The sequence below is a fragment of the Halobacterium salinarum DSM 3754 genome (assembly GCF_008124605.1).
GTDB classification, from domain to species: Archaea; Halobacteriota; Halobacteria; order Halobacteriales; family Halobacteriaceae; genus Halobacterium; species Halobacterium salinarum.
The window spans coordinates 688,572-709,690 of sequence record NZ_VRYN01000001.1; the positions used below are offsets into that span (position 1 = coordinate 688,572).

General features: G+C 68.0%; 20 protein-coding genes, 1 tRNA gene and 1 pseudogene. 12 read left to right on the forward strand and 10 right to left on the reverse strand.

The window, feature by feature from the left end:
- Window positions 1-203 precede the first annotated feature (203 nt).
- From APQ99_RS03630 to APQ99_RS03650, 5 genes are read left to right on the forward strand one after another with little or no spacing between them, the layout of a single operon-like run.
- Window positions 204-2,165 carry an ABC transporter substrate-binding protein gene (locus APQ99_RS03630; RefSeq protein WP_136361639.1) on the forward strand — a complete coding sequence of 654 codons (1,962 nt, stop codon included), beginning with the start codon at window positions 204-206 and terminating at the stop codon, window positions 2,163-2,165.
- Window positions 2,166-2,191: 26 nt separating this feature from the next.
- Window positions 2,192-3,172, forward strand: a complete 981-nt coding sequence (locus APQ99_RS03635; RefSeq protein ID WP_010903760.1) for an ABC transporter permease — start codon at window positions 2,192-2,194, stop codon at window positions 3,170-3,172.
- A gap of 1 nt (window position 3,173) precedes the next feature.
- The gene (locus APQ99_RS03640; protein ID WP_136361640.1) at window positions 3,174-4,334 is read left to right on the forward strand and encodes an ABC transporter permease; all 1,161 of its coding nucleotides are present in this window, start codon (window positions 3,174-3,176) and stop codon (window positions 4,332-4,334) included.
- Window positions 4,331-5,359 carry an ABC transporter ATP-binding protein gene (locus APQ99_RS03645; protein ID WP_136361641.1) on the forward strand — a complete coding sequence of 343 codons (1,029 nt, stop codon included), beginning with the start codon at window positions 4,331-4,333 and terminating at the stop codon, window positions 5,357-5,359. Before APQ99_RS03640 ends, APQ99_RS03645 begins: the two co-directional genes overlap by 4 nt.
- A complete protein-coding gene (locus APQ99_RS03650) occupies window positions 5,356-6,678 on the forward strand; it encodes an ABC transporter ATP-binding protein (RefSeq protein ID WP_136361642.1) in 1,323 nt (440 codons plus the stop codon). Before APQ99_RS03645 ends, APQ99_RS03650 begins: the two co-directional genes overlap by 4 nt.
- On the opposite strand, the gene APQ99_RS03655 is transcribed toward APQ99_RS03650, so the two are convergent.
- Window positions 6,675-7,223: an Sjogren's syndrome/scleroderma autoantigen 1 family protein gene (locus APQ99_RS03655; RefSeq protein WP_136361643.1), complete on the reverse strand. Its 549-nt coding sequence runs from the start codon at window positions 7,221-7,223 to the stop codon at window positions 6,675-6,677. The genes APQ99_RS03650 and APQ99_RS03655 overlap by 4 nt on opposite strands.
- A 175-nt stretch (window positions 7,224-7,398) precedes the next feature.
- Between APQ99_RS03655 and mdh the strand changes: the two genes are divergently transcribed.
- Window positions 7,399-8,313, forward strand: a complete 915-nt coding sequence (gene mdh, locus APQ99_RS03660; protein ID WP_136361644.1) for a malate dehydrogenase — start codon at window positions 7,399-7,401, stop codon at window positions 8,311-8,313.
- A gap of 25 nt (window positions 8,314-8,338) precedes the next feature.
- Here mdh and APQ99_RS03665 read toward each other — a convergent pair whose 3' ends face one another.
- Window positions 8,339-8,587, reverse strand: a complete 249-nt coding sequence (locus APQ99_RS03665) for a ferredoxin (RefSeq protein ID WP_136361645.1) — start codon at window positions 8,585-8,587, stop codon at window positions 8,339-8,341.
- Window positions 8,588-8,671: 84 nt separating this feature from the next.
- Between APQ99_RS03665 and APQ99_RS03670 the strand changes: the two genes are divergently transcribed.
- Both APQ99_RS03670 and cgi121 read left to right on the forward strand, forming a co-directional pair.
- Window positions 8,672-11,023, forward strand: coding sequence for an ATP-dependent DNA helicase (locus APQ99_RS03670; protein WP_136361646.1), 2,352 nt, complete (start codon window positions 8,672-8,674; stop codon window positions 11,021-11,023).
- Complete coding sequence (gene cgi121, locus APQ99_RS03675; protein ID WP_010903768.1) at window positions 11,020-11,517, forward strand: KEOPS complex subunit Cgi121; 498 nt, start codon at window positions 11,020-11,022, stop codon at window positions 11,515-11,517. Before APQ99_RS03670 ends, cgi121 begins: the two co-directional genes overlap by 4 nt.
- A 118-nt stretch (window positions 11,518-11,635) precedes the next feature.
- On the opposite strand, the gene APQ99_RS03680 is transcribed toward cgi121, so the two are convergent.
- Window positions 11,636-11,708 (reverse strand) — tRNA-Gln (locus APQ99_RS03680).
- Between the two features lie 137 nt (window positions 11,709-11,845).
- On the opposite strand from APQ99_RS03680, the gene purO reads away from it, so the two are divergent.
- A complete protein-coding gene (gene purO / locus APQ99_RS03685) occupies window positions 11,846-12,430 on the forward strand; it encodes an IMP cyclohydrolase (RefSeq protein WP_136361647.1) in 585 nt (194 codons plus the stop codon).
- 45 nt (window positions 12,431-12,475) lie between these two features.
- Window positions 12,476-13,159 carry a metallophosphoesterase family protein gene (locus APQ99_RS03690; protein ID WP_010903770.1) on the forward strand — a complete coding sequence of 228 codons (684 nt, stop codon included), beginning with the start codon at window positions 12,476-12,478 and terminating at the stop codon, window positions 13,157-13,159.
- 5 nt (window positions 13,160-13,164) lie between these two features.
- On the opposite strand, the gene APQ99_RS03695 is transcribed toward APQ99_RS03690, so the two are convergent.
- Both APQ99_RS03695 and APQ99_RS03700 read right to left on the reverse strand, forming a co-directional pair.
- Window positions 13,165-14,511, reverse strand: a complete 1,347-nt coding sequence (locus tag APQ99_RS03695) for a tryptophanase (protein ID WP_136361648.1) — start codon at window positions 14,509-14,511, stop codon at window positions 13,165-13,167.
- Window positions 14,512-14,599: 88 nt separating this feature from the next.
- A complete protein-coding gene (locus APQ99_RS03700; protein WP_010903772.1) occupies window positions 14,600-15,784 on the reverse strand; it encodes an aspartate kinase in 1,185 nt (394 codons plus the stop codon).
- Between the two features lie 138 nt (window positions 15,785-15,922).
- Here APQ99_RS03700 and APQ99_RS03705 point away from each other — a divergent pair, with 138 nt between their 5' ends.
- Window positions 15,923-16,318: a hypothetical protein gene (locus APQ99_RS03705; protein WP_010903773.1), complete on the forward strand. Its 396-nt coding sequence runs from the start codon at window positions 15,923-15,925 to the stop codon at window positions 16,316-16,318.
- A 1-nt stretch (window position 16,319) separates the two neighbouring features.
- Here the strand turns inward: APQ99_RS03705 and APQ99_RS03710 are convergent, their stop codons facing one another.
- The 4 genes from APQ99_RS03710 to APQ99_RS03725 all read right to left on the reverse strand — a co-directional run bounded on the left by APQ99_RS03710 (window position 16,320) and on the right by APQ99_RS03725 (window position 19,067).
- Window positions 16,320-17,114 carry an ABC transporter permease gene (locus tag APQ99_RS03710; RefSeq protein WP_136361649.1) on the reverse strand — a complete coding sequence of 265 codons (795 nt, stop codon included), beginning with the start codon at window positions 17,112-17,114 and terminating at the stop codon, window positions 16,320-16,322.
- A complete protein-coding gene (locus APQ99_RS03715) occupies window positions 17,111-18,025 on the reverse strand; it encodes an ABC transporter ATP-binding protein (protein ID WP_136361650.1) in 915 nt (304 codons plus the stop codon). The genes APQ99_RS03710 and APQ99_RS03715 overlap by 4 nt, the downstream gene beginning before the upstream one ends.
- Before the next feature lie 67 nt (window positions 18,026-18,092).
- On the reverse strand, window positions 18,093-18,347 hold the full coding sequence (locus APQ99_RS03720; RefSeq protein WP_010903776.1) for a hypothetical protein: 255 nt from the start codon (window positions 18,345-18,347) through the stop codon (window positions 18,093-18,095).
- A gap of 60 nt (window positions 18,348-18,407) precedes the next feature.
- A complete protein-coding gene (locus APQ99_RS03725; protein ID WP_136361651.1) occupies window positions 18,408-19,067 on the reverse strand; it encodes a DUF5518 domain-containing protein in 660 nt (219 codons plus the stop codon).
- A gap of 94 nt (window positions 19,068-19,161) precedes the next feature.
- On the opposite strand from APQ99_RS03725, the gene APQ99_RS03730 reads away from it, so the two are divergent.
- Window positions 19,162-20,934 carry an excinuclease ABC subunit C gene (locus APQ99_RS03730; protein ID WP_136361652.1) on the forward strand — a complete coding sequence of 591 codons (1,773 nt, stop codon included), beginning with the start codon at window positions 19,162-19,164 and terminating at the stop codon, window positions 20,932-20,934.
- 9 nt (window positions 20,935-20,943) lie between these two features.
- On the opposite strand, the pseudogene APQ99_RS12915 reads toward APQ99_RS03730, so the two are convergent.
- A pseudogene (locus APQ99_RS12915) lies at window positions 20,944-21,111 on the reverse strand (ribonucleotide-diphosphate reductase subunit beta); the annotation flags it as partial.
- Window positions 21,112-21,119 lie beyond the last annotated feature (8 nt).

Below are 21,119 nucleotides of genomic sequence, written 5' to 3' on the forward strand. Positions count from 1 at the left end.
GGGCAGAATATCGTTTCGTTGAGAGGTCTGTGTGGCGGCTGTGTTCGGTGAAGCGCCGGTGGGGCGCGCTCAGCCGCGGTTCGGCGTGCTGGGCGATCAACCCCGGTCGTTGGATCGGCGCAGCCGTTTCTCACGACTCGTCGTGTGGGCATACTGAGCTATCATGGGAAACATATATACCACATGTATTGTATGTGTGTGCCATGGCAAATAGAGACACGCATGCGAGACCATCACGACCAAACACGGATCAGTCCACCAGCGAGGCGCACTCGCGGCGACGGGTGCTGAAAGCGCTCGGCGCGACCGGGGTTGCGGCGGGCGTCGCGGGCTGTCTGGGCGGCGGCAGCGACGACTCGGCGGCGACCGCGACCAGCGAGGAGACGTCGTCGCCGGACACCGAGACGCTGCAACCCGAAAACATCCCGCGAGGTGGGACGTTCAAGGTGGCAACGACGTCGACGACGAACGGCTTGAACGCGTTCCGGATCGGTGACGGAGAGACCTCCGCTCGCGTCGAGGCAGTGATGGATGCGGGGTTCTCGCGGACCGGGGAGGCGTACGAGGACATCCTGCCGCTGTGGTTCGAGGACTTCTCGGTGTCCGAGCCCGTCGACCAGATCGAGATCACGCTCCGGGACAACCTCGAATACGGCAACGGCTACGGGGAGTTGACCGCCGACGACTACCTCTGGAACGTCAACAACCTCTGGCGGCCGGACTGGACGGCGTTCACCTACAGTCACCTGTTCAACGTCGGGGCTGACAACACCCCGATCACGTTCGAGAAAGTCGACAAGTACACGATCCGAGAGACGATCCCGGAGCCGCGACCGTTTTTCCCGTACAACGAGCCCCTCGGCGGGATGTTCCCGATCCCGAAAGCGCTCGCGAAGCCGTACGTCGAGGCCGAGGACGCCGACGGCCTCGAACAGGACGAGGAGGTGATGCGGGCTGCGTTCAACGGCAACCTCGGGCTGTGGGACCTCAAGCGCTGGTCCCAGCAGTCGGTCATGGCCTTCGAGCGGGCTGAGGACTACTACCTCCGGAAGTGGGCGAAACGCGACGATCGCGTGCCCGAGGTGATGGCGAACGCGCCGTATTTCGATGAGTACCACGTGCAGTACTTCAACAAAGCGAGTACGGCTCGTGAAGCGCTGAAAGGCGGGGAGATAGACCGAGTGAGTATCCCCTCCACGGACGTCCCGGAGTTCCGCGACCAGGGCGGTATCGAACTGTATAAGAACCCGTACCGGTCGTGGTCCGGGTATCTGGGGATCAACCACCGTGCGAACGGCTGGACGCAGCTCCGGAACAAGAAGGTCCGGCACGCGATGGCGCACATCTATCACAACGAGTTCATCGTCGAGAACATCCTCAACGGGCGGGCCGGCGTCCAGAACACGCTCCATCCGACCTGGGGGCCGTACGCGACCGAGAACCTCACGACGTTCTCGGGGTCGCTGGACGAAGCGCGCCGCCTCCTCAAGGAGGGCACCTCGAATGACTACGGGTACAGCGGCGACACCTTCGTTGGACCGGACGGCAACCAGGTCGAGTTGACCATCGTCTACCAGTCCGGGCAGACCGACGACCTGCGGGCGGCCTACCTGAAAAAGCGCCTCGGGAAGGTCGGCATCAAGCTGAACCAGGAAACGACGTCGTGGCCGAACCTGATGAGTAACTACTTCAAAACGACGGAGACGGCACCAGGCTTCTCGGGGGAGCCCGGATACGGCGACGAGAACAGGCAGCCGTCCGACTACAACCGCGGCCCACAGGACGAAGCGGTGTCGGCCCAGCCGTGGGACTTCATGCTCACACTCGGCTTCGACTATGGACCGAACACGCCCGCCCAGACGATCACGAACCTCTTCGGCACCGAACAGTCGTTCAACTCCTACGGCTATGCGCCGGATAGAGACCTCGCCGGAATGCGTGATGCGGCCCAGACGGCTGCGAGTCGCGACGCCGCGAAGGCGAAGATCACGGAGATGCTGGAGTACCTCTCCGAGGAGCGGCCGGTGATCTTCGAGTACAACCCGTACAACTTCTACGCGTACAACGACAGCGTCGAGAACATTCCGGACAGCCCCGCAAACGACTACTACGTCGAAGAGCGGTATTCGGAGATGTACTTCTCCGACGGAGCCAGCGGCCGCTAAGCCACCAGTTCAGAGGGATCACAACTATGAAATGGTACATCGTGAAACGCGTGCTCTGGACGTTCGTGGTGATGTGGATCGCGTTGACCCTGACGTTCGGGCTGCTCGTCGCGTCGCCGGACACCGGACAGACGAAGTCGGTGATGAGTTGTTCGGCGTCGGGCGGCGACGCACAGCAGTGCAGAGAACAGTACCGTGAACGGCAGAACCTGGACAAACCCATCACCGAGCGGTACGTCAACTACGTGACGAACATGGCGACGCTGAACTGGGGGTGGTCCGAATCCCGGTCGCAGTCGGTGATGGCGGCGATCTCGGAGGCGTGGCCGTACACCGCCCAGTACGCCATTCCCGTGCTCGTGGTGTCGACGATACTCGGGTACGGACTGGGGCTGTATTCGGCGTACAAGCCGTACACGAAGGCGGACTACCTGGGATCGTTCGTCGGGTTTTTCGGCATCAGTATTCCGAACTTCTGGTTCGCGCTCGTGCTCATCATCCTGTTAGGAACGCACTTCGAGTTCATCTCGACGTACTACCAGAGCGGCATCCCGATAAACCAGGGGTGGGCCTCGATGGCGAACATCACACAGCTCCTGATACCGAGTTTCGTCCTGCTCACGGCCTCGCTGGCGTGGCAGATGCGGTACTCTCGGGCGCAGGCCATCGAGCAGATGAACCAGGAGTTCGTGAAGGTCGCGAAGGCGAAGGGGGCCAGCCAGTGGCGGCTCATGATACACCACGTCTTCCGGATGGCCGCGGTGCCGCTGACGACGAGTTTCGTCAGCAGCCTGCTGGCCATCTTCTGGTCGGGGTCGGTCATCATCGAGCAGATCTTCTCCATTCCCGGGCTGGGGTTGATGACGTTCACCGCGATCACCGAGCAGGACACGACGCTCGTGCTCGCAACCACGATGATCACCGTCTTCCTGGCGATCATCGGGAACCTCATCGAGGACGTGTCGTACACCATCCTTGACCCACGGATCGACTACGGTGATCGGTAGTATGGCCGCCGAAGACGCCGACACCGCTACCTTCGAGGACATCGACTGGGACGCCCAGGGCATCTCGACGCTGGGTGTCTCGCGGGCCGGGCTCGCGGAGCTGCTGTCGTATCTGGGCCTGATCGCGGCGTTCGTCTATGACTACACGTGGAACACTGGGCCGCTGGTGTTTCGCTGGGACGTGTTGAGCGTGGAGTGGCTGTTCATCGGGACGCTCATCGCCATCGTCTTCCACGCGGTGATTCCGCTCTCCCAGAAGCCGCGGCTGCGGGCGTTCTACTGGCAGCGGTTCAAGAAGAATCAGGTCGCCGTGGTGGCGCTGGGCTGGCTGGCGGTCATGTTCGTCGTGGGGGTCCTCGGGCCGCTGCTCATCGACCCGCCGACGACCCAGTTCACCAACCAGAGCGTGCCGCCGGTTGGCATGAGCACGACCGTCGGTGGCGTCGTGAAAACCGGCACCTGGCAGTACCCACTGGGAACGTCCGCGAAAGGCCAGGGCATCCTCACGCTCGTGGTGTACGGGATGCGCGTGAGCATGGAGGTCGGGCTCATCGCGACCATCTTCTCGGTCATCATCGGGTCGGCGGTCGGTGCCGTCGCGGCGTTCGCGACGTCGGTCGGCCGCGGCCGGATCGACGAGTTGCTGATGCGGTACGTCGACGTGCAGTCGGTGTTCCCGGATTTCATGCTGTTGTTGTTGTTGACGTACTTGTTCGGGAGCGAGCTGTGGATGATCATCCTCCTGTTCGGGTTCTTCAGTTGGGAGGGGATCGCTCGAACCGTGCGCGGGGAGGCCTTGCAGCGCGCCTCCGAGGAGTACATCACGGCCGCCGAAGCCTCGGGTGCGAACATGCTCTACATCGTGCGCCAACATCTCATTCCGAACTCGGCGAACAGCATCATCATCAGCGCGACGGTCGGGATTCCGGGGTTCATTCTCGGCGAGGCGTCACTGGCGTTTCTCGGGTTCAGCGACCCGACCACGTACTCGTGGGGGCGGACCATCGCCACCGGGCAGGTGAACCTCGCCAGCGCGTGGTGGATCGCGACGATCCCCGGCGTGTTCCTGTTCCTGACGGTGCTGTCGTTCTACTACGTCGGGGAGTCGTTGCGTGACGCCATGGACCCCCGCCAGGAGGTCGACGGAGGTGGGGGGCTGTGAGCGAGCCGTTGCTCTCGGTGTCGGACCTGGAGACGCAGTTCCACACCGACGCCGGCACGGTGTTTGCGGTGGACGGAGTGAGCTTCGACGTCGACCACGGGGAGACCGTGGCGATCGTCGGGGAGAGCGGCAGCGGGAAGACGGTCACGAGTGAGTCCATCACGTCGATTCTCGACACGCCGCCGGGGGAGATCGTCGGCGGGACGATCACCTTCGATGGGATGGACCTCACGACGCTCTCGGAGACGGCACTCCAGGACGTGCGCGGGAAGCGCATCAGCCACATCTTCCAGAACCCACAGAACGGCCTGAACCCGGTGTATACGGTTGGCCGCCAGATCGGGGAGGCGATCCGGATCCACGACCACGGCGACCCCGAGGTGCCGGTTCAACGGCAGGTCGTCGACCTGCTGGATAAGACCGGGATTCCGGAGGCGAGCGCGCGCGTCGACGACTATCCACACGAGTTCTCCGGCGGGATGAAACAGCGCGTGCTCATCGCGATGGCGCTGGCCTGTGATCCCGACCTGCTCATCGCCGACGAGCCCACGACGGCCCTCGACGTCACCATCCAGGGCCAGATCCTGCGGTTGCTCGAAGACCTCCAGGCCGAACACGACATGGGGATCATCTTCGTCACCCACGACCTGGGGGTGGTCTCGGAGATCGCGGATCGCGTCGTCGTGATGTACGCCGGGAAGGTCATGGAGACCGGGACCGTCGAGGACATCTTCCGGAACCCATCGCATCCGTACACGCGGGCGTTGATGGACTGTCTGCCGGGGCGTGGCGGGTCGATGGATCGGATCGAGGGGTCGCTGCCCGACGTCACGGACCCGCCGGCAGGGTGTCGGTTCTCGCCGCGCTGTGAGCACGCCACCGAGGCGTGTCGGAGCGGCGACCAGCCGCCGTTGTGGGGCGTCGACAACGGCGACACCCACGAGGCGTCGTGTGTCTACTACGACGCCGAGCACGACGAGGGGGAACTGGCCGGCGGCGAGGGCGCGACTGGAGGACACCAATGAGCAAGCAGATCGTGAACACGGAGTCGAACGCCGCGGAATCGTTGATGCGAGTGGACGGCCTCAAGAAGCATTACCCGATCACGGAGGGCGTACTGCGGACGGAGGTCGGACGGGTTCGCGCGGTGGACGGGGTGTCGTTCGAGGTGCGGGCGGGCGAAACCCTGGGGATCGTGGGGGAGTCGGGGTGTGGGAAGTCGACGGTGGCGGAGTCCGTGCTCCGGCTCACGGACCCGACCGCCGGCAGCGTCTACTTCGACGGGGAAGACGTCACCGCGTACGACGACACGGCGTTGAAGCGGTTCCGGCGGGAGGCCCAGATGATCTTCCAGAACCCGGATTCGAGCTTCGACCCGCGGATGACCACCGGCGAGTCGGTCGCCGAGCCGCTCAAGATCCACGGCGTGGGGCCACGCAGCCGGCGCTTGGAGATCGCGCGGGATCTCCTCGAACGCGTTGGAATGAGCGGTGAGGACGCCGCCCGGTATCCTCACGAGCTGTCCGGCGGCCAGAAGCAACGGGTTGCGCTCGCCCGGGCGCTGGTGGTCAACCCGCGACTCATCGTCGCCGACGAGCCGGTGTCGGCGCTCGACGTGAGCGTGCAGGCGGAGGTGTTGACGCTGCTGAACGACATCCAGGCGGAGTTCAACCTCGGAGTGCTGTTCATCAGCCACGACATGGGGGTGGTGCGCGAGGTGTGCGATCGGGTTGCGGTGATGTACCTGGGTGAGATCGTGGAAATGGGGCGGACCGAGGACGTGTTCAACGACCCCGAACACCCCTACACGCGGGCGCTGCTTCGGTCGATTCCGACGGTCGGGGTGGAGTCCCGGGGGACCGATGCGGGGCTTCGTGGGGAGGTCCCGCCGCCGTCCGATCCGCCGACGGGCTGTAACTTCCACACGCGGTGTCCGGAGGTGATCCAGCCCGACGGCTACGACTTCGAGCAGGCGCATTGGCGCGGCGTGATGAACCTCCGGGTTGCGGTGGAGCGCCACGGCGTCGACGTTGCGGGGCTTCGGGCGTTCGTCGGCGTGGAGGACGACGCGTCGGTGTCGCCGGCGGACGCTGACGCGATGAAGGCGGAGCTGCGCCGCGAGCACGACATCCCCGAGACGCTCACCGATCCGTCGGCGGAGGCCACCCTGGAGGCGGCGCTGGACGACATCGTGCGCGGCGACGTCGAGGACGGGCGGGCGGTGCTCGCCGAGGAGTTCGAGACCGTCTGCGAAGGGGAGTCGCCACCGTTGGACGAGGATGGGACGGGGCGGCCAACCGCATGCCACCGCGACGGCGCGGCGGCACCAGGAGGGGACGACTAGGGCCGGAGGGTGTCGAGGGCGGCGGCGGCTTCGTGAGCCGCTTCGAGGTATTCGCGGGCGGTTCGGGGGTCGTCGGCGTCGCTCGCGCGGCGCGCGAGCGCGGCGATGGTGGATTCGAGTTCCTCAGTGGCTGGGGTTGTGGGTTCGGCGGTGGGGGCGTGTTCGGGGCGGTCGCGGGCGGCAGCCGTCGGGACGTCGTCGGTTGCAGCGGCCGTGCTGGAGGAGGTGTCGGGCGTCGTGGGTGGCGAGGACGGTGGCGTTGCCTGTGGGTCCGCGGGGGGTGAGCGGTCGGGCGCGGACTGCGTCGTGGCAGTGGGTTCGTCGTCGTTGTCGTCGTGTTGGCACGTCGGGCAGAACGTCTCGCCGTCGTGTCGGAACAGGGGGGTGCCACAGCGGTCGCAGTGGTCGTTGGTCATGGTTGCGCCCTGCAGGAGGAGGTCGCTCATGCGTGCGGTTTCCTCGCGGTCCTGTTGGTCTGCGTTGTATTTCTCGCGGAGTTCCTCGCGGGCGGCTTCCTTGTCGAAGCCGTCGTCGGTGTTGCTCATGGGTGGCGTATCGGTCGGGAGCGTCGAAAAGGCTGCGGGCGATGGCGGACACCACCTGTATTCGATGCGTGTCGAACCATGATTCGGTGGTTGTCGGGCTTTCGGGCGGTGTTCGTGGCATCACGCCGGGGGTATCGAAGCGCTTAACGGATTCGCCGGTGGTGAATTACGTGATATGACGAAAGTCAGCATTGTGGGTGCGGCCGGAACGGTTGGTGCTGCCGCAGGCTACAACCTCGCGCTCCGCGACGTGGTCGACGAACTCGTGTTCGTGGACATCCCCGACAAGGAAGAGGAGACCATCGGCCAGGCGGCCGACGCCAATCACGGCGTCGCCTACGACGCCAACACCGACGTCGTGCAGGGCGATTACGCGGACACCGCCGGCTCCGACGTGGTCGTCATCACGGCCGGCATCCCCCGCCAGCCCGGCCAGAGCCGCACGGACCTCGCGGGCGACAACGCGCCCATCATGGAGGACATCGGCTCGTCGCTGGCCGAGCACAACGACGACTTCGTGACCGTCACCACGTCGAACCCCGTTGACCTCCTGAACCGCCACCTCTACGAGAGCGGCGACCGCGACCGCCACTCGGTCGTCGGGTTCGGCGGCCGCCTGGACAGCGCGCGCTTCCGGTACGTCCTGGGGCAGCGCTTCGATGTCCCCGTCCAGAACGTCGACGCGACCATCCTCGGCGAGCACGGCGACGCCCAGGTGCCCGTGTTCTCGAAGGTACGCGTCAACGGCACCGACCCCGCGTTCAGCGCCGATGAGCGCGAGGAGATCCTCGCGGACCTCCAGGAGTCGGCGATGAACGTCATCGAGAAGAAGGGCGCGACACAGTGGGGGCCGGCGACCGGCGTCGCCCACATGGTCGAAGCCATCCTCAACGACACCGGCGAAGTGCTGCCCGGGTCGATGGTGCTCGACGGCGAGTACGGCCTCGACGACGTGGGCCTGGGCGTCCCGGTGAAGCTCGGCTCCGACGGCGTCGAAGAGGTCGTCGAGTGGGAGCTCACGGCCGACGAGCGCGACCTCCTGGACGAGGCCGCCGGGAAGCTCTCCGCGCAGTACGACGAGATCGCGTAACGCCCGACTCCGGCTGATTCTGTGGTCAGGGGACGACTTGCTCGCCGTCGTCGTCGTAGACGGTGATGGCGTCGACCGGACAGGTGCGGGCCGCGAACTTCGCGTCCAGTTCGTCGCCGTCGGGCACGTCGACGGCGAACACGTCGTCCCCGATCGCGTCGCCGTCGACGAGCACCGCCTTCCCGGCGTCCATGTCTTCGTCGAAGCCGTCGCCCCATTCCGCGACACACTGGAACATCCCGATGCAGGTGTCCCGGTCGAATTCGACTCGCATACCCGGACGTGGACGCGGCGGGTGTATATTCCTGCCGGGGCCGGCCCGACAGTTTAAACCACGGGACGAGCCTACTGCGGGCCAATGAGAGTTGCGGACGTGCCCGGGCTGCCCGGCGGTGTCGCCGACCACTTCGAGGGCGAGGGCGTCGAAGAGCTGTACCCGCCACAGGCCGAGGCCGTCGAGAGAGGCGTCACCGAGGGCGCGAACCTGGTGGCCAGCGTGCCGACGGCGAGCGGGAAGACGCTGATCGCGCAGTTGGCGATGCTGTCGGCGATCGCCGAGGGCGGTGACAGCCCCACGTTCTCGGGGGACGGCACCGCGCTCTACATCGTGCCGCTGCGGGCGTTGGCGGGGGAGAAAGCCCAGGAGTTCGAGGCCTTCGAGCGGTTCGGGCTCTCGGTGGGCGTGTCGACGGGGAACTACGAGCGCGACGGCGCGCGGCTGGCCGACAACGACATCGTGGTGGCGACCTCCGAGAAGGTGGATTCGCTGGTGCGGAACGGGGCCGGGTGGATCGACGATCTGTCCTGCGTGGTCGCCGACGAGGTCCATCTCGTGGACGACGACCACCGCGGGCCGACGTTGGAGGTGACGCTGGCGAAGCTCCGCCAGCAGGTGGCCGATCTGCAGGTGGTTGCGCTGTCGGCGACGGTCGGGAACGCCGGCGAGCTTGCGGCGTGGCTGGACGCCGAGCTGGTGGATTCGGACTGGCGGCCCATCGAGTTGCGGACGGGCGTGCATTACGGGCAGTCGCTGCATTACGACGACGGCACCCAGGCCGAACTCTCCGTGGGGTCGGGCAGCCAGACGGCGGCCGTGGTGGCGGACACGCTGGCCGACGACGGGTCGACGCTGGTGTTCGTGAACTCGCGGCGGAACGCCGAGGCGTCGGCGCGCCGGCTGGCCGATGTCACCGGGAACGCGCTGTCGTCGGCCGAGCGCGAGCGGCTGGCGGACATCGCCGCGGAGATCCGCGGGGTCAGCGACACCGAAACCAGCGACGAGCTGGCCGACGCCGTCGCGTCGGGAGCGGCGTTCCATCACGCCGGCCTCGCGCGCGAGCACCGCGAACTCGTTGAGGAGGCGTTCCGGGATCGGCTGGTGAAAGCCGTGTCGGCGACGCCGACGCTGGCGGCGGGCGTGAACACGCCCGCCCGGCGGGTCGTGGTGCGGGACTGGCAGCGCTACGACGGCACGGCCGGTGGGATGCAGCCCCTGGACGTGCTTGAGGTCCACCAGATGTTCGGGCGTGCCGGCCGGCCGGGGTTGGACCCGTACGGGGAGGCCGTGCTGTTGGCGAACAGCCACGACGAGTTGGAGGAGCTGTTCGACCGGTACGTGTACGCCGACCCGGAGCCGGTGCGGTCGAAGCTGGCGGCCGAGCCGGCGCTCCGGACGCACGTGCTGGCCGCCATCGCGACCGGGTTCACGACGACCGAGGACGGCCTCCACGAGTTCCTCGGAGGGACGCTGTACGCCACGCAGACCGACGACACGGGGCGGTTGCGGTCGGTCACGGGGGACGTGTTGCGCTACCTCGACCGGAACGGGTTCGTGGAGCGCGACGGCGCGGCGTTGCGTGCGACCGCCACCGGGCAGTTGGTGAGTCGGTTGTACGTCGATCCGATGAGCGCGGCGACGATCATCGACGGGCTGCGCGATGCGGCGCGGGACGCCACCGAGACCGACGATAAGGGGGCGTTTCGGCCGGCCAGCGAGCTGGGCGACGACGCGGCGCTGCCGGCGGACGCGAGCGTGGAGCCGACGCCGCTGGGGCTGTACCACCTCGTGAGTCGGACGCCGGACATGTACGAGCTGTATCTCCGGTCGGGGGACCGCGAGCAGTACACGGAGGTCGCCTACGAGCACGAGGACGAGCTGCTGGGGGCGACGCCCCGCGAGGAGCAGGCGGAGTTCGAGGACTGGCTGTCGGCGTTGAAGACGGCGCGGCTCATGGCGGATTGGGCGTCGGAGCTCGACGAGGAGCGCATCGCCGAGCGCTACGACGTGGGACCGGGGGATATTCGGGGGAAGGTGGAGACCGCGGAGTGGCTGTTGAACGCCGCCGAGCGGTTGGCGGGGGAGTTGGACGTGGAGTGTGGGCCGGCGGTCCGTGAGGCCCGCAAGCGCGTCCAGTACGGGGTCCGCGAGGAGTTGTTGGGGCTCGCGGGGGTGCGGGACGTCGGGCGGAAGCGCGCGCGGCGGCTGTACAACGCGGGCGTGGAGTCGCGGGCGGACCTCCGGAACGCCGACAAAGCCGTGGTCCTGGGGGCGGTGCGTGGGCGGGCGGCCACCGCCGAGCGGATCCTGGAGACCGTCGGCCATCCCGACCCCGGGATGGATGGCGTGGCCGCCGATACGGATGCGGCCCCGGAGTCCGGCGGTGAGGCGGGCGGCGACGAGGGGCAGGCGAGCCTGGGTGATTTCTCGTGAGGATCGTCGAGGGCGTCGCGGTGGTCGAGGACGTGGACGCGTTCGTGGCGTCGCTGGGGGCGGTGGGCGACGAGCACGGGGTGGCGGTGCAGGCGTTCGACGCGGCGTACGTCGCCGGCCGGGAGCACGTGGAGAGCGCGGTAACACACGCTGCGCGGGCGTTCGATCGCGGGGCGAACGTCGCCGACGAGCGCGCCGTGGAGATCCTGTTGTACGCGGCCGGCCGCCGGCAGATCCGGCGCGCACTCGACATGGGTGTGGACGAGGGGCGACAGCCGGTGTGTGTGGTGGTGGCTGGTGGGGGCGACGAGGCGGCGGCGGCTGACGCGGTGGCGGCGATGTTGGCGTCCGTGGAGCCGGTGGTTGGGGCGGCGAGTGAGCCGGCGGTGTTGCGGGCGTTTTTCGACGTGAGTGAGGCGGAGATGGCGGCGGTCGACGGATCACTGGCCGGCGTGGTGCGTGAGCGGGTGGCGTTGCTGGACGTGGAAAAGTAAGCAGGTTCCAGTTGAAACAAAGGGGTTGTGACTGGCCGCCGTCCGGCGGTTTTCGCGTTCGGAATGTGGAGCGGTAGCGTGGGCGACCCCGGGGTAGGGGTGTCGTGTACGCCAGAAGTAGTCCCGGGAAGATTCGAACTTCCGTCGAAGCCCCCAGAAGGCTTCAGGATTGGCCACTACCCTACGGGACTGCGTGGCTGCACCAGACAAAACGGGTGTGGTGGTTATTAGTGTTGCGAAGCAGCGCCGACAGCCGCGGGCGAGCCACCCACAGCGTATACGTGGGTATATCGACGCCTATTTGCGGCCCGAGAATGCACGGACGCGTATGTACATCGGACGGTTCGTCGTCGTGGGGCCGTCGGTTGCGGCGTACCGCGTGTCCTCGCGGTCGTTCCCGAACCGCAAGCTCATCGAGCGCCCGGCGGGGCTGACGGTGGTGCCGACGGCCGACGCCGAGGAGACGACCAACCCCTACGTGTCGTACAACTGCGTGCGGACGGCCGGCGGACACGCCGTCGTGGGCAACGGCAGCCACGTCGACCCGATCACGGAGAAAGTCGAGCGCGGATACCCGCCCCGGGACGCGCTCACGGAGGCGTTGCTGGCCATGGACTACGAGAAAGACGACTACGACACACCCCGGATCGCGGGCGTGCTGGCGTCCGACGGCACCGCGTACGTCGGGATCGTGCGCGCGGACGCAGTGCTCGTGCGGGCGGTCGAGGAGCCGACGCTGGTCGCGACCTACGAGAAAGACGCGCCCGAGGCGATCGGCTTCGACGCCGCGACGGCTGCGGACGCGGCGCGTGAGGCGTACAGCGCGGCGTTCGAACACGCGGTGTGTGCGGCCGGCGTCAGCCGGCGGGGCGTGGGCGACGGCTACGACACCGCCGTGGTGAACGATCCCTAGCGGGGCGACCGGAGAACTAAGACCGGGGACGACCGAGACGTACGTATGCGAATCGGCGTTGTCTCGGACATCCACTCGAACCTGGTTGCATTGGAGGCCGTGCTCGCGGACATGCCGGCGGTCGATCAACTCGTGTGCGCGGGCGACGTGGTGGGCTACAATCCGTGGCCGGCCGCGTGTGTCGACACGCTGCGGGAGCGCGGCGTGCCGACGGTGATGGGCAACCACGACCGGATGGTGGCGACCGGGCAGAACTTCCAGGGGAACGGCATGGCGCAGGCCGGCATCGAACACGCCGTCGAGGAGCTACACGACGTCCAGCGGACGTGGATCGAGAACCGGCCCGCGGAGCAGCGGCTCGCAGACGGGCGCGTGCGCGTGATCCACGACCACCCCGAGTTCCGGGACAAGTACACCTACCCCGACGAGTTCGAGCCGTCGCTGCTGGGGCGTGGCACCGACGACGACACCCCGATCGAGGACGTGTTGATCCTGGGACACACGCACGTCCAGCACCACGAGACGTACGCGGCAGGCATCGTGATGAACCCGGGCAGCGTCGGACAACCGCGCGACGAGGACCCGCGGGCGGCGTACGCGGTCGTGGACGTCGACGACCTGTCGGTGACCGAGCACCGCGTCGAGTACGACATCGACGCTGTGCAGGCGGCGGTCTCGGATGCGGGGCTGCCGGCCCGGACTGCCGACCGGCTGGCGAGCGGCCGGTAGGCGGGTTACGCGACCGGCTGGAGGGCCGCGGAGAAATGCCGGAGTTCGGTCAGTTCGGGTTCGGAGACGATCTCCAGGCCGGTGACGTCGGTGCCACGCTCGCAGACCGCGGCGGCGGTGTCGGCGACGTGGTCGAGGTGGTCGGGACCGTACGTGCGGCGGGGGAGCGCGAGCCGAACGAGGTCGCGGCGGTCGGTGTCGGGGAACGCGAACCGGCCGAGTTCCACGGCGCGAACGCCGCCCTCGCGGTAGAGCTCACAGACGAACGCCTGCCCGGGGAACTGCTCGCGTGGGAGATGGGGGAGCGCGGCGTTGGCGTCGATGTAGACGGCGTGGCCGCCGGCCGGCTGGTAGATGGGGACATCGCGGTCGGTGAGGGCGTCCGCGAGCCGCTGGACCTGGGCGACGCGTTCGGCGACGTACGGCGGTTCGACGGCCTCCCGGAGGCCGACGGCGAACGCCGCCATGTCGCGGCCGGACATCCCGCCGTACGTCGAGAAGCCCTCGTAGAGGATGCCGCGCTGGCGGCACTGCTCGTGGAGGCGGCCGTCGTCGTGGAGGCCGACGAACCCGCCGACGTTGACCAGGCCGTCTTTCTTCCCGCTCATGACGCAGGCGTCGGCGTACGAGAGCTGCTCGCGGGCGATGGCGGCGACGGAGTCGTGCTCGTAGCCGGGTTCGCGCTGCTGGACGAAGTGGGCGTTCTCGGCGAACCGGCAGGCGTCGATGACGAACGTGGCGTCGATGTCGTCGGCGAACGCGGCGACCTCGCGGGTGTTCTCGATGCTGACCGGCTGGCCGGCCATGGAGTTGTTGGTGATGGTGAGCACGACGACGGGGACGGCGTCCGCGCCGACGTCGTCGACGACGCGGCGGGCGCGTTCGACCGAGAAATTGCCCTTGAACGGGGCGTCGGTGTCGGGGTCGCGCGCGCCGTCGACGGGGCAGTCGACGGGCGTGGCGTCGTTGGCGGCGACGTGCGCCCGCGTGGTGTCGAAGTGGGCGTTGTTCAGAACGGTGTCGCCAGCCGAGAGCACCGCCCCGTAGAGGACGTTTTCAGCGCCCCGGCCCTGGTGGGCGGGGATGATGTGCTGGAACCCCATCACGTCCTCGGCGGCGGCCGCGAGGTCGTCGAAGCTGGCGCTGCCGGCGTAGGCTTCGTCGCCCTGCAGCATGGCCGCCCACTGGTCGTTGCTCATGGTTCCGGTTCCCGAATCGGTCAGCAGGTCGACGGCCACGTCGTCGCTTGCGAGTTCGAAGACGTTGTGGCCGGCGTCGGCGAGCGCTGCCTCGCGGTCCGCCCGGCTGGTGTCCTCGATGCGGTCGACCATCGTGGCTGTGTGAGAACGCATACGAAACCGGGAGAACGGCGACCGCCATAGGTCCGGCGTGAGAACTCCGTACGGCGGTGTACAACTGCGTGCGGTGGTGTGGGGTTGGCTACGAGCCGAAGCCGTTCTGGACGACATCGAGGGCCGGCTCGCGGTCCGCCCAGGAGACGAAAACCGCGACGGAGGTGGCCGAGGAGATGATGTCGATGACGTTGATGTTGCGGTCGGCAAGCGGGTCGATGATGCGACAGAGGACGCCCGGGCGGTTGGGGAGTTCGCCGCCGAGCACGCGGATCGCCGCGATGTCGTCGGTGACGGTGACCGAGGACAGCTCGGAGACGGCGATGACCTCCTGGTGGAGGATGTTCTCGGCGCGCTCGGCCACCGACTCGTCGACGTAGAACGTCATCGAGTCCATGCCGGAGGCCACGGCGTCGACGTTGATGTCGCTGTCAGAGAGCGCCGTCGAGAGCGCGGACGTGATGCCGGGGCGGTTGCGGATGGCACGCCCGGCGACGGTCAGACAGGCCAGCGGCGAGTCCCGCATGTCGATCATGCTCTCGAAGGTGCCCTCGATGCGCGTGCCCCCGGACAGCAGGTCGCCGTGCTGGTAGTGGATCACGCGGACGTCGAGGGCGTCGTCTTTGAACGAGAGCGCGGACGGCGCGATGACTTCCGCGCCGCGAAACGAGAGGTTGCGGAGTTCGTCGACGGTGATGCGGCCGACGTTGCGTGCGCCCTCGACGACCTGGGGGTCGCCGGTCATGATGCCCTCCACGTCGGTGACGATGACGACCTCGTCGGCGTCGAGGTACCGCCCGAGCATCACCGCGGTCGTGTCCGAGCCGCCGCGCCCGAGCGTGGTGACGTTGCCCTGTGGGTCCTCGGCGAGGAACCCCGTGATCACGGGGACGGTGTCCCCGAGCCGGCCCGCGAGGCGGTCAACGCCGGCGGCCGTCGCGTCGGCGTCGACTTCACCGCGCTCGTTGGTGACGATCGGCCAGTCGGTGGTCCCGGGTTCGAGGAACGTCGCGTCGACGCCGCGAGCGGCCAGCGCGGCCTTCAGCATGCGCACGGACGTGCGTTCGCCCATCGAGACGATCTCCGCGCGGTCGGGTTCGTCGGCGTCGAACGTGATGTCGTCGAGCAGTTCGTCGGTGGTGTTGCCCATCGCCGACGCCACCACCGCGATCTCGTGGCCGGCCGCAACGGCGTCCGCGATGGAGTCCGCAGCGCGCTCCACGCGGTCGCCGCTCCCGAGGCTGGTGCCGCCGAACTTCGTGACTACGCGCACCGGCGGTCACCCGTACAGCGTCCCGTACTCATTGCCGCCGGCTATGGGAGCCACCGTAGATAACTGCTTGCATGGGTGAGAAGGTTGCCGGCCGGCCCGCACACGAGTTTCAAGAGGGCGGGCGGTGTAGGCGTGTGTATGCACGTTCGGGACGCGACAGCCGGCGACACGGCTGCGGTGGCGGGGCTCGCGGCGGCCGACATCGACGCCGCCCGGCTCATCCGTGACCGGACCGTTCAGGTCGCGGTGGCCGACGACGGCGACGACGAGGACGTGATCGGGTTCCTGTCCTACGAGACAGGACGGGACGCAGTACACATCACGCGCATCGCGGGAGACGCCGAAGCGGTCGAGGCGTTGCTCGACCCGCCACAGACGTTTGCGACCCGGGAGACGTTGCCGGTGGAAGTCGTCCGGCCGGCCAACGGAACGGACGACATCACGGCAGCGCTGGTAGCTGCGTCCTTCGAGAGCGCCGGCCCGGGACCGGTGTTCGCCGGCGAACCGACGACCCGGTACCGGTGGGAGCCGTAGTCTAGAGGTCGCGGGTGTTGAACCGCCAGTAGCCGATCGCGGGCACACCGAGGAGCCACGCGATGGCGATCACGAGGAGGACCCACTTGCTGGTGGCCAATGCGGCAGGGGTGTTCATTACACTCGTGAACCCCGCACGGGCAGTGGTAATCGCGTCCGTCGGCGGGATCTGGTTGAGGAATTGACGCCGTCCAGGGGTGAGATTAAGAATGGAGTCCTCGGACGTGGTGTACGCGACGACGGACAGGATCAGCGGCCAGACGAAACTGAGCAGCGTGTAGAACCCGGCGGCGATGATGGTTGACCGTGATGTGGAGCGAGCGAGCGCCGATAGCCCGACGCCGATCGAGGTGTAGACCAGCGCAAGCAGGAGCGCGAACACGGCGAATCCCAGGTAGTTGATGGCGTCTACGGTGGTGTACACGGCGAACACGTATGCGCCGGCGGACATCACACCGATGAAGACGGCGATGAGCATGACTGCGCTGCGGCCGACGATCTTCCCGATGACGACGTCGCGGCGGGTGTGCGGCAGCGACAGCAGTAACTTCGACGTGCCGGATTCGAGTTCGCCGCTGATCGAGTGGATCGTGGCGAGGAGGGCGGTGATCGGGATGAGGAAGTTGACCGGACCCGAGAGAACGGTTAACAGCCCGAGGGTGCTGGTGTCGAAGTAGTATCCGTACCCGGCCGCAGCACCCAGCATGAACACCACGAACAACGCCGTGAGCGCCCAGAGGGCTTTCGATCGGACGGCGTCGCTGAAGTCCTTGCGTGCGATCGCGGCCCAGCTCATGCGGGCATCTCCTCCGTCGTGTAGGCGGAGAACACGTCGTCCAGGGACGCGTCTTCGGTGGCGAAGTCCTGGACGGTCGCGCCGGTGGATTCGATGGCGTCGAGGACGTCCGTTTTCGACGCGTCGCCGGTCCGAACGACCAGATCGGAGGCATCGACGGACACCTCCGAGACGCCGGGGATGGCGTTGGCGGCGGCGACGGCGTCGTCAGTGACCGCGTCCAGGGTGACCGTCAGCGTGGTGGTGGCGTCGGTGGCCTCCCGGAGCGCGTCGATGGAGTCCTCGGCGACGAGCGTGCCGTTCTGCAGGATGCCGGCGTGGTCACAGATGGCCTCAACCTGGCCGAGAATGTGACTGGAGAAGAACACGGTCGTGCCGCGGTTGGCTTCCTCGGTGAGGATCGACCGCATCTCCCGCGCGCCGTTGGGGTCCAGCCCGGAGGAGGGTTCGTCGAGCAGCAGCATCTCGGGGTCGCCGACGAGCGCGATGGCGAGCCCGAGGCGTTGTCGCATTCCCGTCGAGAACCCGCCGGCTTTGCGGTCGGCGGCCTCCGGGATGCCGACGCGGTCGAGCAGCGCATCGGGGTCGTTGGTGGCGTTCTTGGAGTCGATGGCGAACTCCACGTGTTTGCGTGCGGTGAGGCGGTCGTAGACCGAGAACCCCTCGGGCAGCACGCCGATGCGCTGGCGGATCGCCTGGGAGTTGGCCTGCGCGTCGTACCCCATAATCGTTGCGCTTCCGGTGGTCGGCCGCACGAAGTCCAGAAGGATGTTGATCGCCGTCGATTTCCCCGCCCCGTTGGGGCCGAGGAAGCCGTATATCTCGCCCTCGTCGACCGTTATGTTGAGGTCTGTGAGGGCGGTAACGTCCCCATAGCGCTTGGAGACGCCGCTGAGTTCGATCGCTGGCATACGTTTGCTCCGATTACACGTGTTGGTAAATCGGTTGGGGTGGTTCTCAGCGCCAGCGAGCGCGGCGTTACACCGTGTCGTCGGGGTCGTGCTCGTCGCGCATGCGGGACGCCTCCGTGCCGTAGCGGTCGACATCGGCGGGGTCCTCGACGGGGTCGAGGTCGTCGGCGGCGACATCCACGGCGGCGGTGGGGTCGCCGGCGTTCAGCGAGCGCTGTTTGCGGTGGACGTGTTCGCCGTCGGGCGTGGCGTACGTCAGGCTCAACAGGCCCTTGTCGGTGTATTCGCGGAAGACCAGCCATGCGCGCTCGGTGTCGCTCATGCGTGAGGGTTCGGTGAGCGACTCCTTGAAGCGTTCGTCGTGGCGCGGAGCGCGACGGCGCTACGAGAGCAGTCGGGCGGCGAACCCACCGACGGCCGACAACACGACGTTGATTGCGACGGTCAGGAGGAGGGAGATCAGGACAACGATGATGAGGAAGGGGGTGCCGGCGGCGAACGTGCCGGCGGCGATGGCTGCCCAGATGACGTAGCTGGGCGCGCCGAACACGGCCCCAGCGAGTGCGCCGTCGAGGGTGGGGCTGCGTGTCGAGGCAGTGCCGGCGACGGCACCGCCGACGAGTTGCGAGAACGGGATGAAGGAGATGGCGGTGGCCACCAGCCCACCGAGCAGCGGGGCGTGCCAGCGCGGCGGGCTGTCACCGACGGCGATCAGGTCGCGGACGCGGCCCCGGTACCGGAAGAACGAGGCGGCGATGAGGACGGTGCCGACGCCGGCGACGAGGAACCCGATGGCAGTCCACGTGAGGAGGGTCTCAATGGCGGCGGCAAGCGCCGGTTGGGAGATGGAGAACGTGAACTCCGGGTCCGCGGTGAGTTCGGCGGCGAGATCGGTGGCGAAAGCACTGCGGTCGAGGTTGACGAGCAACAGCCCGATGAGGGCGATGATGAGCCCCTGAACGACGAGCAAGGCGGCGATGACGTAGTCGAGTTTGGTGTCGTACAACAGCGACGACTCGCGTGGGGTGTTCGGCGTGGCCATTGTCAGTGGCGTCCACTGGGTGGCCCGTAAGTCCACCGGTGGATGGGGTGGGAGACCCGGTGGTTGAAAGCCGTCGCGGGCGTACGTGGGTGTGATGAACGGCGACGAGGTGCGGGCGCGCGCGAGCGAGCTGCCGGCGGAGCCGGGCGTCTACCAGTTCGTCGCGCGCGACCCAGATGGGACGGCCGACGGGGAGCGAGTGCTGTACGTGGGGAAGGCCGTGGACATCCGCGACCGGGTGCGGTCGTACGGCGACCCGCGCAGCGAGCGCATCGCCGGAATGGTGGCGCGCGCCGACGACGTGACCGTGGCCGTGACGGACACCGAAACGCAGGCGCTGTTGCTCGAAGCGAACCTGGTGAAACGCCACCAGCCGCGGTACAACGTCCGCCTGAAAGACGACAAGTCCTATCCGCTGGTGCAGGTGACCAGCCACCGGGAAGCGCCACGGATCGAGGTGACGCGGGACCCGGACCCGGGGGCGGCGGCGTTCGGCCCCTACACCGACAAGGGGGACGTGGAGACAGTCGTGAAAGCGGTGCGGTCGGTGTACGGGCTGCGTGGGTGTTCGGAGCACAAGTACCGGGACCGCGAGCGGCCGTGTCTGGACTACGAGATGGGGTTGTGTGCCGCACCGTGCACGGGCGCGATCGGCGAGCGCGAGTACCGCGAAGCCGTCGAGAGCGCGACGCGGTTCTTCGAGGGGGAGACGGGCGCGCTCGCGGATCCACTCCGGCGGGAGATGGAGGCGGCGGCGCAGGCCGAGGCGTTCGAGCGCGCGGCGAACCTCCGGGATCGGCTGGCGGTCGTCGAGGGGTTCCACGTGGGCGGCGGCGCGGCGGTCGCCGCCGGCGACGCGGACGCCGGGGCGTCGACTGACGTGCTGGGCGTCGCCGTGGAGGGCGACGCCGCGACGGTGGCGCGGCTGCACGCCGAGGGCGGGCAGCTGGTCGAGCGCGACCAGCATCGACTGGACGCCCCGCAGGGCGAGGATCGGGTGGCGGCGGTGCTGGCGGCGTTCCTCGTGCAGTACTACGCCGAGCGCGACCTGCCCGAGCGCATCCTGTTGCCCGAACCCCATGGCGACGACGAGGTGGCGGCGTGGCTGGACGCCGCGGACGTGGCCGTTGGCGTTCCGGGTGCTGGCCGGGAGGCGAGGCTCGTGGAGTTGGCACTGAAGAACGCGCACCGCCGGGCCGGGGGCGGCGACGAACTCGGGGCGCTGGCTGACGCGCTGGGCGTCCGGCGGCCCGAGCGCATCGAGGGGGTTGACGTGAGCCACGCCCAGGGCCGGGAGGTCGTCGGCAGCAACGTCTGCTTCGTGGACGGCAGCGCGGAGACGGCGGACTACCGCCGCAAGAAACTCGACGAGGAGAACGACGACTACGCGAACATGCGCCGGCTGGTGGGGTGGCGGGCAGAGCGCGCCGTCGACGGCCGCGACGACCGGCCGGACCCGGACGTGTTGCTGGTGGACGGCGGCCGGGGGCAACTGGACGCCGCGCTTGACGCCGTTGAGGCCGCCGGCTGGGACGGCCCCGACGCCGTGATCGCGCTGGCGAAAGACGAGGAGGTCGTGGTGACGCCCGACCGCACGTACGACTGGGGGAGCGACGCCCCCCAGTTGCACGTCCTGCAACGCGTCCGCGACGAAGCCCACCGGTTCGCGGTGGCGTACCACCGGACGCTGCGCGACGACGTGACGACGGCGCTGGACGGCATCACGGGCGTCGGGCCGGAGCTGCGGGCGCGGCTGCTGGGGCGGTTCGGGAGCGTTGCGGGCGTGCGACAGGCGTCGGTGGAGGACCTCCGGGATGTCGCGGGTGTCGGCGAGGCGACCGCCGAAACCATCGCCAAGCGGCTGTGAGCGTGGCGGTCAGTCCCAGTCGAGGGAGCCGCCCTGCTGGTACTCCGAGACGTTGCGCTCGACGAAGTTCGTCTCAGTGTTCAACTCGGCCTGCTCGGTCATCCACGGGAAGGGGTTGTCGGTGCCGTAGACGGGGTCCATGCGGAGCTGCTGGACGCGTCGGTCGGCGAGGAGGTCGTTTTCCC

Coding starts and splice junctions, on each gene's coding strand:
- APQ99_RS03630 (WP_136361639.1), top strand. CDS start 204: ATGGCAAATAGAGACACGCATGCGAGACCATCACGACCAAACACGGAT.
- APQ99_RS03635 (WP_010903760.1), top strand. CDS start 2,192: ATGAAATGGTACATCGTGAAACGCGTGCTCTGGACGTTCGTGGTGATG.
- APQ99_RS03640 (WP_136361640.1), top strand. CDS start 3,174: ATGGCCGCCGAAGACGCCGACACCGCTACCTTCGAGGACATCGACTGG.
- APQ99_RS03650 (WP_136361642.1), top strand. CDS start 5,356: ATGAGCAAGCAGATCGTGAACACGGAGTCGAACGCCGCGGAATCGTTG.
- APQ99_RS03655 (WP_136361643.1), bottom strand. CDS start 7,223: ATGAGCAACACCGACGACGGCTTCGACAAGGAAGCCGCCCGCGAGGAA.
- mdh (WP_136361644.1), top strand. CDS start 7,399: ATGACGAAAGTCAGCATTGTGGGTGCGGCCGGAACGGTTGGTGCTGCC.
- APQ99_RS03665 (WP_136361645.1), bottom strand. CDS start 8,587: ATGCGAGTCGAATTCGACCGGGACACCTGCATCGGGATGTTCCAGTGT.
- APQ99_RS03670 (WP_136361646.1), top strand. CDS start 8,672: ATGAGAGTTGCGGACGTGCCCGGGCTGCCCGGCGGTGTCGCCGACCAC.
- purO (WP_136361647.1), top strand. CDS start 11,846: ATGTACATCGGACGGTTCGTCGTCGTGGGGCCGTCGGTTGCGGCGTAC.
- APQ99_RS03690 (WP_010903770.1), top strand. CDS start 12,476: ATGCGAATCGGCGTTGTCTCGGACATCCACTCGAACCTGGTTGCATTG.
- APQ99_RS03695 (WP_136361648.1), bottom strand. CDS start 14,511: ATGCGTTCTCACACAGCCACGATGGTCGACCGCATCGAGGACACCAGC.
- APQ99_RS03705 (WP_010903773.1), top strand. CDS start 15,923: ATGCACGTTCGGGACGCGACAGCCGGCGACACGGCTGCGGTGGCGGGG.
- APQ99_RS03710 (WP_136361649.1), bottom strand. CDS start 17,114: ATGAGCTGGGCCGCGATCGCACGCAAGGACTTCAGCGACGCCGTCCGA.
- APQ99_RS03715 (WP_136361650.1), bottom strand. CDS start 18,025: ATGCCAGCGATCGAACTCAGCGGCGTCTCCAAGCGCTATGGGGACGTT.
- APQ99_RS03720 (WP_010903776.1), bottom strand. CDS start 18,347: ATGAGCGACACCGAGCGCGCATGGCTGGTCTTCCGCGAATACACCGAC.
- APQ99_RS03725 (WP_136361651.1), bottom strand. CDS start 19,067: ATGGCCACGCCGAACACCCCACGCGAGTCGTCGCTGTTGTACGACACC.
- APQ99_RS03730 (WP_136361652.1), top strand. CDS start 19,162: ATGAACGGCGACGAGGTGCGGGCGCGCGCGAGCGAGCTGCCGGCGGAG.